The organism is Streptomyces sp. NPDC004721, from assembly GCF_053601495.1.
Genome location: NZ_JBSGBZ010000073.1, coordinates 22,392 through 34,603, shown reverse-complemented (window position 1 = coordinate 34,603; position 12,212 = coordinate 22,392). Strand labels below are relative to the sequence as shown.

Sequence of the window (12,212 nt, the reverse complement as noted above, 5' to 3'; positions counted from 1 at the left end):
GCGGCGATCTGGCACAACCACAAGACCGGACAGCCGGTCATGCGATCCCTGATCGCCTACGACCACTAATCACATCGGAATGACTCGTCTAGTGCTGCCACCCGCCCCGCCCTGTGCTTCTCTGGTCAGGGCTTGGGCAGGGTGCAGCCGCTCCTGGTCAGGTCGAGCTTGTTGCCGGCGCCGAAGCAGGCGGGGATCTGGTAGGTCTGCTCGGCGTAGTTGATGCCCTGCCGGACGGTGATGGTGCCGCTCGCGTCGACCTCGCACGGGTTGTTCACGGTGCAGCGGCCGCCGCTCTCGTTGCCGGTGTTGTTGACGGCGACGACCTTGCCGGTGGCGGTGTCGACGACGGGCGAGCCGGACGTGCCGCCGATCGTGTCGCAGGCGGAGGTGTAGCGGACGGAGTCCTTCCAGGTCCAGTTCCCCTCCTTCAGGCGGTAGACGAAGCCGTCGATGTTGCAGCTGTAGATCCGCTTCCAGTAGCCGGAGACCACCTTGATGGCGGTGCCGGCGACCGGGTGGGTGTCGCTCAGGGCCAGCGCGTTGATGCCGTAGGAGCTCTTGATCTGCGCGTAGGTGCTGGTGAGCTGGTAGATCGTGACGTCCGTGTCGGTCATGGTCGAGTAGACGACCTTGTTCGCCCGGAGCGTCGCGACCTGGGTGCCGGCCGAGTTGAGCAGGCCGAAGGTACGGCTGGACGTCTGGCCCACGATGACCTGGCCGGGCGACGGGAAGCCGGTCTCCAGGCAGTGGCCGTTGCTGAGCACGAGCGCCGGGTCGCCGTCCGCGGAGCCGGGGAGACGGACGACCGAACCGGAGCAGTTGCTCAGCGCGACGGTGCCGGCGAAGTCGACGGCCGCCAGCGCGGGACTCGCGTCGGCCGCCCCCTTCGCAGGGGCGGACGCCGCGCCGCTGGTCTGGGTGGCGGCGGCCGCGGGTGCCATGCCCGCCCCGGTGATCACCAGGGTCGCGAGCGCGGCACGGAGAGGCTTGTTCATCTGTGGGGGTCCCCTCTTCAGACGTGAGGGACCGGAGATCTTCCGGTCCCGCTGTCTTGTCATGTGCATTGTGATGGCGCGAGGGGTCGGCCACAAGAAGTCGGGGGCGGTCGGCAGAAGACGGAGCGCGCTGAGCGTCGGCGGGGCCGGCGAGGGCAGCGCAGCGCCCTCTCATGCGGCCATTCGGCGGATTCTGACCACACGGGAGTTTGGTCGACGCCGCGTCACAGTCGAATACCGCATACGGCTGGCATCTTGATGGCTGCAAATTCCGCTTCCCCGAAGGGCTCTCAATGCAAGCACAGTCCACCAAAAGCGCAGCGGTCCCCACACAGTCGTCGTCCAAGAAATGGGAGGCGGCCGAATCACCGTACTCAGGCCGCTTCGCCGGCATCTGGTGGATCTGGGCCATGGCGGGAACGCTTTTCGTGATGTACGCGACGCTGTCGCTGCACCTCCACCATCGGATGATCACCAGCAGCTACGACCTGGGAATCTTCGACCAGGTCGTCCGCTCCTACGCGGAAGGGCACTTGCCGGTCTCCGAAGTGAAGGGCCAGGGCTTTCCCGTCCTGGGGGATCACTTCTCTCCCATCCTGGCGCTGATCGCGCCTCTCTACTGGGTGTGGCAGGGAGCGGAAACGCTCCTCGTCGTGCAGGCCGCTCTGATCGCCGTGAGCGTGGTCCCGCTGGCCCTCTGGGTACGTCGAACCCTTGGTGTTCCGGCCGCCGCCGTGATCGGTGCCTGCTACGGACTGTCCTGGGGAATCGCCAGCGCGGTCGGCTACGACTTCCACGAAGTCGCCTTCGCCGTACCGCTCCTGACCCTCTCGCTCACCGCCCTGGGCAACGACCGGCTCGTCGCCGCGGGGTGCTGGGCCCTGCCCCTCCTGCTCGTGAAGGAAGACCTCGGGCTCACGGTTCTCGCCATCGGCCTCGTCATCGCCCTGCGCGGCAACCGCAGGCTCGGACTGTTCGCGGCCGCGATCGGTCTCGCCGGGGCGGCACTCGCGCTCTTCGTGATCCTGCCGGCGTTCAGCCCGAACGGGTCCTTCGCCTACTGGTCCCTGTTGCAGGGCTCCCCCGGCGCCCCGGGAACGGCCGGAAGCGGTGCGGGCGGTCTGCTGGACCTGCTCCGCCGGGGCACGATCGGTCTCGTCACCCCGCAGACCAAGGTGACGACTCTCCTCCTGGTGCTGGCTCCCACCCTGTTCCTGGCGCTGCGGTCCCCCCTGTTGTGGGTCGCCGTGCCGACCCTGCTGTGGCGCTTCGCGTCCAACAACGGCCTGCACTGGGGAACCGGCTTCCACTACTCGCTCATCCTGATGCCGATCGTGTTCGCGGCGTTCGTCGACGCCCTGGTGCGGCGCGGGACGAGCGGGCCCAGTCTGCGGCGTTACCTCGCGGGCTCCGCCGCGATCACCCTCGCCATCCTTCCGAGCTTCGCGTTGTTCCAGCTGTTCCAGCCGGACACCTGGCGGACCGATCCCCGTGTCGCCGTCGCCCGCCGTCTGATGAACTTCATCCCCGACGGCGCCACGGTCCAGGCGTCCGACCATCTGGTGCCCCAGCTGACCAACCGCACGAGCGTCGGCATCTACGGCGCCGAAGGGAACCGCCCCAACCCCCAGTGGATCATGGTGGACACCTGGGCTCCGCCCGGAGCGCGAGGGTGGCTGGGCGCCCCGCTGAGCGCCGAAGCCGAACAGCAGCGTCTGACGGCCGACCGCCAGAGGGGATACGAGCTGGTGGCACTGCAGGACGGCTTCGCACTGCTGCACCACCGCGACTGAGACGACCACGCCCGCATACCGGCCGAAACGCGACTAGATCCGGCGAGCAACGCCACTAATGCCAAAAGTGATCAAATCCTCTGTCTCACGTGATGGAAAACTCCCCACAATCGGTGCCACGTGGCCGTAAGCTCGCGGGCATGCAGGTGATCCAGTCCACGAAGCTCGCCAACGTCTGCTACGAGATCCGGGGCCCCGTACTCGAGGAGGCGATGCGGCTGGAGGCGGCCGGTCACCGCATCCTGAAGCTGAACACGGGCAACCCGGCGGCGTTCGGCTTCGAGTGCCCGCCGGAGATCCTGGAGGACATCCTCCGCAACGTCTCGACGGCCCACGGCTACGGCGACGCCAAAGGCCTGCTGGCCGCCCGGCGCGCGGTCGTCATGCACAACCAGACCCTCGGGATCGAGACGGACGTCGAGCACGTCTTCATCGGCAACGGCGTCTCCGAGCTGATCGTGATGGCCATGCAGGGGCTGCTGGACGACGGCGACGAGGTCCTCGTGCCGGCGCCGGACTACCCCCTGTGGACGGCCGCGGTCTCCCTGTCCGGCGGCACCGCCGTCCACTACCGCTGCGACGAGCAGTCCGACTGGATGCCCGACCTCGCCGACGTGGAGCGCAAGGTCACCGACCGCACCAAGGCGATCGTCATCATCAACCCCAACAACCCCACCGGCGCGGTCTACGACCCGGCCGTGCTCAAGGGGCTGACCGACATCGCCCGCCGGCACAACCTGCTGGTCTGCTCCGACGAGATCTACGACAAGATCCTCTACGACGGCGCCACGCACACCCCGACCGCGTCGGTCGCGCCGGACCTGCTGACCCTGACGTTCAACGGCATGTCCAAGGCGTACCGGGTGGCCGGCTACCGGGTGGGCTGGATGTCCGTCTCCGGCCCCCGCGCGCACGCCGACTCCTACCTCGAGGGCCTGACGATCCTGGCGAACATGCGCCTGTGCGCGAACATGCCGGGCCAGCACGGCGTGGTGGCCGCGCTCAGCGGGCGGCAGAGCATCAACGAGCTGGTCCTGCCGGGTGGGCGGCTGAAGGAGCAGATGGACGTCGCCTACGAGCTGCTCACGCAGATCCCGGGCGTGACATGCGTACGCCCGAAGGGCGCGCTGTACCTCTTCCCGCGCCTGGACCCCGCGGTCTTCAAGATCAAGGACGACCGGCGGATGGTCCTGGACCTGCTGCGCCGCGAGAAGATCATGGTCGTCCAGGGCACGGGCTTCAACTGGCCCGAGCCGGATCACTTCCGGGTCGTCACGCTGCCCTCGGTCGGCGACCTGCGGGACGCGGTGGGCCGGATCGGCACCTTCCTGGACGGCTACAGCCAATCCTGACGCTCACGTTCGGTACCCCTACGGACCGGTTCCGCGAACGGCCTCAACTTTAGACGTGTTCTAAGCTAGGATGTCTTCTGTCAGAGCACAGGAGGCCATCCCATGTACGAACCGATCCGCACCGGGCCCTCCGGCAGGTCCGTCCACAGCCCGATGGCCGGCACCACCTCGGACTTCCCCCACCGCTCCCGCGAGGAGGAGCTGGACATCCAGCTCGCGGGCCATCTGGCGGCGCTGCTCGCCGTCACGGACGAGCTGCGCGCACTGGCCCCCTCCACCGACCTGGACACCGCTGCCGAGCGGCTCGCCGAGCAGGTGGCCCGGCTGGGGGGAGGCCATGCTCCGGCCCGCGCGTCGATGGCGGCCGACCGCGAACCGTCGGCACTGCACCAGCGGGCGCACGCGCTCGCCGGCCGCGCGCTCGTCGTCGCCGCCTCCCGAGCGGACACAGCGGTGGCAATCCTGGCGGCCGAGCGGATGGACGCCCATGCCGCTGCCGCGCAGAGTGAACCGCAGAAGTTCAGTGGCGCCGCCCATTAGCCCTCCGCCCAGGGCTTCCTGATCGCCCCCGGTCCGCGTGCACCCGCAGCGACACGCAGGCCGGGCGCCATGACACCCGAGCCGGCCTTCCCCGCCGCCGGGCAACAGCACAGCCGCGGCGGACCGCAGGCCGGCCATGGCGCGTGGCGGTCGTGGCGGCAGGTGACGGCGAGTGACGGCGGAGATCAAGGAGGTTGGCATACGGACGCGGCTTCGGCTGTGATCAACGGCTTGAAACACCTTGACCATCCGAGGCCGCGTCTCGTGTCACCAACGTCGTGAAGCCGGCACCACGCCTACTCCGTCACAAGCGTGACGCATCGTCACCCGAACCCTGATTGTGGTCAGGCGTCAAGCTCAGATGTTGATGTCGAAGAAGAAGAGCTGCACCAGGCGGTGGGTGCCGTGCTCCCCGGCGAAGTGCTCGTACGACGTGGCTGAGTGCATGAGTTTCGCGTCCCAGATCACCAGCCGGTTGTACTGGCCGGAGATCGACTCGACCAGCTCCCAGTTGTCCTCGTGCTCGAGGTTGTACGGGTCGTAGACGACCGAGCGTGCGGCCTCGACGGCCTCGGGGCTGCCGAGGCGCGCCCGTTCCATCGGGTGGGTGGGCGCACGCCGGCAGCCGTGGGTCTTGTCGCGCCAGAAACTGGTGCCGGCGCCGGCAGGCGGGTTCGGGTTGAGGTAGATCGCGGCGGCGTAGCTTTGCGCGTCGTGGTGCCAGACCAGCGGGTCGTCGTGCGCGGTCTGCTGGAAGACGCCGTTGGCGTTGTGGCTGAGCCATTCGGTGACCGGAGTGCCGAGCAGCCGCGAGAACTCCTCGCGCAGGCCGGGCCAGAGGAACCGGTGGTCGCTGCGCAGACCTTTGAAGTACTGCGCGTCGGTGTGGTATCCGACGCTGAGCGCGATCTTGCGCACCTCGTCCGGGTCGTCGAGGAAGTCGTCCACGGAGAGCAGGTGCGGTGGGGTGGGGGTGAACAGCCGCTTGGCGGCGGGCTTGCGCTGCGCGTCCTCAAGGGTGTCGGCGGGGACCACGATCGGTAGCTGCGCCGGGCCACTGGAGATCAGGTAGCCACCGTCACCGTGGTCCTCCAGCACGACGGCGCCCTCACCGCCGAAGTTGACCTGCTCGCCTGGGTTGAATGGCATGGTCACACTTCCTTCGCCGTACACTGACTGACGCTCGAAGATTACGGGGCAGTTCCTCGCAAATGCCGTTTTTCGCCGCATAATTACCCACATCGGCGCAAGCGCCGGTCAGGTCGCGTTGACTGACCGTTCTACTGCGGGCCAGGGCTCGAGCGTTCACCACCGACCGGGTCCACGCACTCACTTACGCGACGTGACCCTGCACGAAGACGCCTCGTAGATCCACACCGTGAGAAAGCTCGCGTCCCGCCGTCCTTCTTGCGTACATTCGAGTGGTCTGCACGCCCCACATGCCTGCCAAATGGCGACGTTGTCAATACGGCCTCGTAACGTCGGCGGAAATGCGGCCGGTTGAGATCAACCACATCCGCCCGTCCTTTCCATTCCACGAGACGTGACAACGTGAAACGTAGGCGATTGAGGGCAACGCCCGTCGGTACGGCAGCGATTCCCAAGGGCCGCGACGGCGAGGCCGGGAAGCAATTCGGCCGTGCCGTCGCAGCCGATCCCGCGCTGCTTTCCCAAGCACCGGACCGCCTCCGTAACTCCGTACGCCCCGCACCGACATCGAGCTACGCAGGGAAGACCAGATGACGTCGACCGCGACCGCGACACCCAGGTTCTCCGTCTTCACCCCCAGCCACCGGCCCCGTTTCCTCGATGAGTGTCTCGCGTCGCTACAGGCGCAGACCTGTCCGGACTGGGAGTGGATCGTCCTGCTCAACAATGGTGCCCGGTGGCGGCCCGAGCGCCCCGACGACCGGGTCCGCGTGGAGATCGCGGACGACGTCAAGGGGGTCGGAGCGACGAAGCGCCGAGCCTGTGAACTGGCTCGGGGCGAGATCCTCGTGGAACTCGACCACGACGACCTGCTGGCGAAAGCGTGTCTGGCAGAGCTCGGCAAGGCGTTCGACGCCCACCCCGAGGCCGTCTTCGTCTACAGCAACACCGCGCAGATCACCGAGGACGGCAAGCGGGACAACGATCGCTTCGACGCGAGGTTCGGCTGGGAGTACGAGGAGGTGAGGGTCGACGGCCGCAAGTACTTGCAGGCCATCTCCCTGGCGCCGACCCCGCACAACGTCGCCTACATCTGGTACGCGCCCAACCATGTGCGGGCGTTCCGCAGGGAGAGCTACGAGAAGGCCGGCGGGTACGACCCCGCCCGTACGGTCCTGGACGACCAGGACCTGATGTGCCGCCTGTTCCACGTCGGCGACTTCCACCACATCAACCGCTGTCTGTACCTCCAGCGGGTGCACCCGGCGAACACCCAGCGCGATCCGGAGATCAACGCACACATCCAGAGCGAGACGGTGACCTTGTACGACAAGTACATCGAGGCCAACGCCCTCGCCTGGACCCAGCGGCGCGGGCTGCTGGCGCTGGACTTCCAAACGGGCGGCCGCAGGCCGCCCGGCTACAAGGGCGTGGGCCGGGCCCCGGGGAAGAACGTGGACATCGTCGCGTCCCTGCCGGGGAAGCTGGACCTGGGCGACGGCTCCGTCGGCCTGATGCGGGCGGTGGACTTCTTCCCGCACGTGCCCTCGAAGGTGGCGCTGATCAACGAGCTGTACCGGCTGCTGGCACCCGGCGGCATGCTGCTCAGTCTGACGCCCAGCTCCGACGGCCGCGGCGCGTACCAGGACCCGTCGCACGTCGCCCACTACAACGAGAACTCGTTCTGGTACTACACCGACGACCAGTACCGGTCCATGGTTCCCGAACTCGAGGCCCGGTTCCAATCCTCCCGGCTGGTCACCTACTTCCCGACCGAGTGGCACTCGAAGAACAACATCTCCTACGTGGTCGCCAACCTGATCGCGATGAAGGAGGGCGCCGCCCGGTGCGGCGGACTGCTGCTGGTCTAGGACCCGCCGAACAACAGGCGCCCGGTGGACCATGAGGTTCCACCGGGCGCCTCTGACATCCTGGGGCCCGACTCCTGCCGCCTCAGACCCCGACGACTTCCCTTGAGCGCAGGTGGCGTCGTGCGAAGTCGAGATTCTCGATCACACGCTCGCGATGCTCGGGGGGCAGCTTGCCGCCTGCCAGCAGGCGTTCACAGCATTCCTCCGCTTCCTGGTACTCCCCGACCCAGTAGGCGGACACCGCGAGTTCGTCGAGTGCGCGCCACTCGTACCAGTCGGACGCGACGAACAGGTGGTCGTCGCTCGGATACGGGAGGCGTGCCGCCTCTCGCGCGAACAGGTGGGCGAGCGGCCAGCGCTGCCCGTTGAGACGGCACCAGCGCGCGAGTTCGCCGAGCGCTTCGGCGCGTTTGGGGCGGCTCTCGTGCGCACCGAGGTAGCGGTCCATCACCTCGGCCGGCGGCCGCCCCAGCTCTTCGGCGAACAACGCCGCGTACAGACGGGAGCAGAAGACCTCCTCGTCCCAGCCGCCCATGCCCGCCCGGCGGTCATAGGCTTCGATCGCCTTCTCCAGCTCACCGGCGCTGCGCCAGGTCTGGGCCAGGTAGAACACATAACGCTCGTTGTCAGGCTCCTTGATCAGGCCCTGCTGGAGGATCTCTGCGTCTCCCAGGTACTTCTCCCGCGGGCTTTTGCCCCTGCTGCGTCCCCCTCCGCCCACGATGACGATGGTGGCGCCTTCCAGATTCCCCTGGGTGTACTGCGAACCGCAGTCGAGGTACTCGTGCAGGACGCCGACGTAGCGCCACGGCAACCGGGTCGAGACCAGGGCGCGGCGCCGGTATCTGATGCGCCCGCTGCTGACGCAGACCCAGTAGGCGTCGCGCGTCAGCTCCGGCATTCGAGGGCCGGGCGCCACGTCCATCATGTCGTCGGCGTCCATGAAGAGCAGGTAGTCCGCAGCGGAGCGGGCGAGTTCGATCGCCTCGGTACGGCTGCCGTCGAACCCCTTCCAGGGCCGTTCATGCAGTTCGCCGGGCAGGTCGCTGTAGACGTCGCGGATGATGTCCTGCGTGCCGTCGGTGGAGCCGGTGTCCACGATGACCCATGTGTCGATCAAGGGCCGTACTGATTCGAGGCACCGCCTGATCACCGAAGCTTCGTCCTTGACGATCATGTTCAAACAGACCGTTGACTTCACGGGTGCCATCCAATCCAGCCGCTCAAAGCCACGCAAACAGGCTGGGCCGACACAATCACGACGGCTCGTGCATTCGAGTGGTCTGAACGGCCCAAGCGCCTGCCGAACGGCCGCACCACCAAGGCCGCCTCGTAACGTCGGTGCCGGCCACCTGTGACAGGCCACCTCCATCCGTCCGCCACCCTCCACGAAAAGTGACACAGTGAAACGTACGAGATTGTGGGCAGGACTCGCCGCGGCCGCGACGGTTGCCACCGGGGTGACCGTCTGGGCGATTCACTCCCCGTCGGCCGGGCCGTCGGAATCCAGGGCCGGTTCAGTGGCCGGGAACGCCAAGTCGGCCGACGCGCTTCTGCGGTCCGCCCTCCAGCGCCAGGTCAGCCGGGATCCCCTCGGGGCTGTCCAGGACTACCGGCGCGTCCTGGAAATGGACTCCAGGAACAAGAACGCCTGGTACGGCCTCGGGCTCATCGATCAGCAGAACGGCAGGATGGCGGATGCCCGGGCAAACTTCGAGAAGGCTCTCGAAATCGATCCGCACTTCATGTCCGCTCTCTACAGCGAGGCGCACATGCTGAGAGCGAGTGACCCCGACCGGGCCATTGAACTTTTCCGGCGTGCCGCTGCCACCAATCCGAAGGCGGCCGCGATCCATCTGCAACTCGGTCAGCTCCTTGCGGCGAGTAGCCGCAAGAGCGAGGCCGGCGATGCGTTCCGTCGTGCGGTCGCGGTCGATCACAAGCTCCTCTCCCAGGTGCCGGAAGAGTTCCGGGACGCCGTGAGCCGGTGATTTCCTGGCGGCTCCGCAGGCGCCCGGCGGACCTGAGGTTCCGCCGGGCGCCTGCTACGTACGCCGGGTACTCGTGCGCGCCGCTGCGGCCAGGGCGGCGAACTCGGGTGCGTTCAGTGCGGCCGTCAGCTGGTCGTCCCACGGAGGGAGGGGGACGAGGCCGGCCCGCAGCCAGTTGCCGTGCCCGAGGACACCGAAGGCCGGACGGGCGGCCGGACGTGGGAACTTGTCCGAGCCGACCGGGCGGATCCGTTCGGGATCGAGGCCGCTGAGCCGGAAGGCCTCACGCGCCAGACCGCACCACGTGGTGCGGCCGGCCGCAGTGCCGTGATAGATGCCGGCCGGTGCCCACCCGGTCAGCGCGGCACGGCCGAGGGCGGTCAATTGCCGGGCGAGCGCCCGGGACCAGGTCGGCTGGCCGTGCTGGTCTGCCACCACGTCCAGGGTGTCGCGCCGGGCGGCGAGTTCGAGCATGGTGCCCACGAAGTTCGGGCCATGGGCGCCGTAGAGCCATGCGGTGCGCACGATGTAGCCGGTGCGCGGCAGCAGTTCGACGACGGCGCGCTCCCCCGCCAGTTTGCTTCGCCCGTATGCGTTGAGGGGCCCGGTCGGCGCGTCTTCGGGGTAGGGCCGGCGGGCGTCGCCGGGGAACACGTAGTCGGTGGAGACGTGCAGCAGGAGGGCGCCGCTGTCCGCGCACGCGTGTGCCAGGTGACGGACGCCCGTGCCGTTCACGGCCGTGGCCGCCGCCTCGGACCGCTCGGCGGCGTCGACGTCCGTCCAGGCGGCGCAGTTGACGACCACCCGGTGACCGGTGACGGCCACGCGGACGGCCCCCGGCTCGGTGATGTCCAGCTGCTCCCGGCTCAGTCCCGTCACGACGGCGTCCGGATCGGCGGCGAGTTCGGCCAGCACGTCCTGGCCGAGGAGCCCGTGTGCACCGGTCACCAGCCAGGTCGTACTCATCGCAGCGCGGCCCCCTCCTTCAGCGGCTCCCACCAGGAGCGATGCGTGCGGTACCAGTCGACCGTGGCGGCCAGGCCGTCCGTGAAGGACACCTGCGGGGTGTAGCCCAGTTGCTCGCGGATCTTGCCGTCGTCCAGCGAGTAGCGCAGGTCATGGCCCTTGCGGTCGGCCACGTACTCGACCCGGTCCCAGCCCGCGCCGACCGCGTCCAACAGCAGCCCGGTGAGCTTGTGGTTGGTCAACTCGGTTCCGCCGCCGATGTTGTAGACCTCTCCGGCCCGGCCGCCGCGCAGGACCAGGTCGATGCCCCGGCAGTGGTCGGAGACGTGCAGCCAGTCGCGGACGTTGCTGCCGTCGCCGTACAGGGGGACCGTTTTCCCGTCGAGCAGGTTGGTGATGAAGAGCGGGATGACCTTCTCGGGGAACTGGCGAGGCCCGTAGTTGTTGGTGCACCGGGTGACGACCACGTCCAGGCCGTGGGTGCGGTGGTAGGCGAGAGCCAGCAGGTCGGAGCCGGCCTTCGAGGCGGAGTAAGGGGAGTTCGGTGCCAGTGGCCACCCCTCGGTCCACGAGCCTTCGCTGACCGAGCCGTACACCTCGTCGGTGGACACGTGGACGAATCGGCCGACGCCGTGCCGGTGGGCCGCGTCGAGGAGCACTTGGGTGCCCATCACATTGGTGCGGACGAACGGACCGGCCCCGTCGATCGACCGGTCCACGTGCGACTCGGCAGCGAAGTGCACCACCGCGTCGTGGCCCGCCATCACCTGGTCGACCACGCCCGGATCGCAGATGTCGCCCCGGACGAAGGCGTAGCCCGGGTGTTCCGCCACCGGTGCCAGGTTCGCCTCGACGCCGGAGTAGGTGAGTTTGTCGAGGACGGTGATCCGCGCTGTCGGATCCGGGTCCAGCCGCCGCCGGACGTACTCCGAACCGATGAATCCGGCACCGCCGGTTACGAGGATGCGCATCATTCTCCGATTTCCTTGCTGCCCGCGACTCCGGCACCGGGGTCTCCTGCCGGTGCCGGAGTCGCGAGCGCGGGCACAACGCGGACGGCGCCCCGGAGCCGAGGCCCCGGGGCACTGTCACTCATTCGCGGGTGAAGCCGGCGGCCGCTACGGTACCGGCGATCGCCCGGGGGTTACGTCGGGTGAACGCAGACCACGTACGCGACGATGTCGCCCGTGTCGTTCGAGGTGGTGGTGGCCTGCCAGCCGTGGGGCGGGTTGGTGCCCACTGGGAAGGTATCGATGAGGTTGCCGTGGCCCTCCACAGCCATCGCACCGCCGCCGGTGGCGAAGTCACCGGTGTGGCAGTCCACGGTCACCGAACGCGTACCCGTTTCGCTCACGACGTAGGTGGTGCCGACCGTACCCTGTGCGCCCTGTGCGCCCTGGTTACCCTGGTTACCCTGAGCACCCTGGTGGCCCTGGAAGCCCTGGTTACCCTGCTCACCCTGGTTACCCTGAGCACCCTGGTGGCCCTGGAAGCCCTGGTTACCCTGCTCACCCTGGTTACCCTGAGCACCCTGGTGGCCCTGGAAGCCCTG

At 68.2% G+C, this 12,212-nt stretch carries 11 protein-coding genes; 5 read left to right on the top strand and 6 right to left on the bottom strand.

Annotated elements, in window-relative coordinates:
* Positions 1–125: 125 nt before the first annotated feature.
* Positions 126–998 carry a S1 family peptidase gene (locus tag ACWEK3_RS37365; RefSeq protein ID WP_453251760.1) on the bottom strand — a complete coding sequence of 291 codons (873 nt, stop codon included), beginning with the start codon at positions 996–998 and terminating at the stop codon, positions 126–128.
* 410 nt (positions 999–1,408) lie between these two features.
* Here ACWEK3_RS37365 and ACWEK3_RS37360 point away from each other — a divergent pair, with 410 nt between their 5' ends.
* The 3 genes from ACWEK3_RS37360 to ACWEK3_RS37350 all read left to right on the top strand — a co-directional run bounded on the left by ACWEK3_RS37360 (position 1,409) and on the right by ACWEK3_RS37350 (position 4,683).
* Positions 1,409–2,791: a DUF2079 domain-containing protein gene (locus ACWEK3_RS37360; RefSeq protein WP_453251759.1), complete on the top strand. Its 1,383-nt coding sequence runs from the start codon at positions 1,409–1,411 to the stop codon at positions 2,789–2,791.
* Between the two features lie 140 nt (positions 2,792–2,931).
* Positions 2,932–4,143, top strand: a complete 1,212-nt coding sequence (locus ACWEK3_RS37355) for a pyridoxal phosphate-dependent aminotransferase (RefSeq protein WP_365432724.1) — start codon at positions 2,932–2,934, stop codon at positions 4,141–4,143.
* Between the two features lie 102 nt (positions 4,144–4,245).
* The gene (locus ACWEK3_RS37350; RefSeq protein WP_453251758.1) at positions 4,246–4,683 is read left to right on the top strand and encodes an SCO4983 family protein; all 438 of its coding nucleotides are present in this window, start codon (positions 4,246–4,248) and stop codon (positions 4,681–4,683) included.
* Between the two features lie 357 nt (positions 4,684–5,040).
* On the opposite strand, the gene ACWEK3_RS37345 is transcribed toward ACWEK3_RS37350, so the two are convergent.
* Positions 5,041–5,832: a DUF6445 family protein gene (locus ACWEK3_RS37345; protein ID WP_450539304.1), complete on the bottom strand. Its 792-nt coding sequence runs from the start codon at positions 5,830–5,832 to the stop codon at positions 5,041–5,043.
* A 590-nt stretch (positions 5,833–6,422) separates the two neighbouring features.
* On the opposite strand from ACWEK3_RS37345, the gene ACWEK3_RS37340 reads away from it, so the two are divergent.
* Positions 6,423–7,703: a glycosyltransferase gene (locus ACWEK3_RS37340; protein WP_450539302.1), complete on the top strand. Its 1,281-nt coding sequence runs from the start codon at positions 6,423–6,425 to the stop codon at positions 7,701–7,703.
* An 82-nt stretch (positions 7,704–7,785) separates the two neighbouring features.
* Here the strand turns inward: ACWEK3_RS37340 and ACWEK3_RS37335 are convergent, their stop codons facing one another.
* Positions 7,786–8,880 (bottom strand): tetratricopeptide repeat-containing glycosyltransferase, encoded by a 1,095-nt coding sequence (locus tag ACWEK3_RS37335; protein ID WP_453251757.1) that lies wholly within the window; start codon positions 8,878–8,880, stop codon positions 7,786–7,788.
* A gap of 343 nt (positions 8,881–9,223) precedes the next feature.
* Here ACWEK3_RS37335 and ACWEK3_RS37330 point away from each other — a divergent pair, with 343 nt between their 5' ends.
* The gene (locus tag ACWEK3_RS37330) at positions 9,224–9,694 is read left to right on the top strand and encodes a tetratricopeptide repeat protein (RefSeq protein WP_453251756.1); all 471 of its coding nucleotides are present in this window, start codon (positions 9,224–9,226) and stop codon (positions 9,692–9,694) included.
* A 54-nt stretch (positions 9,695–9,748) separates the two neighbouring features.
* On the opposite strand, the gene rfbD is transcribed toward ACWEK3_RS37330, so the two are convergent.
* From rfbD to ACWEK3_RS37315, 3 genes are all read right to left on the bottom strand, one after another.
* Positions 9,749–10,660: a dTDP-4-dehydrorhamnose reductase gene (gene rfbD, locus ACWEK3_RS37325; protein ID WP_453251755.1), complete on the bottom strand. Its 912-nt coding sequence runs from the start codon at positions 10,658–10,660 to the stop codon at positions 9,749–9,751.
* A complete protein-coding gene (gene rfbB / locus ACWEK3_RS37320) occupies positions 10,657–11,631 on the bottom strand; it encodes a dTDP-glucose 4,6-dehydratase (protein WP_453251754.1) in 975 nt (324 codons plus the stop codon). Before rfbB ends, rfbD begins: the two co-directional genes overlap by 4 nt.
* A gap of 173 nt (positions 11,632–11,804) precedes the next feature.
* Complete coding sequence (locus tag ACWEK3_RS37315) at positions 11,805–12,014, bottom strand: hypothetical protein (RefSeq protein WP_453251753.1); 210 nt, start codon at positions 12,012–12,014, stop codon at positions 11,805–11,807.
* Positions 12,015–12,212 lie beyond the last annotated feature (198 nt).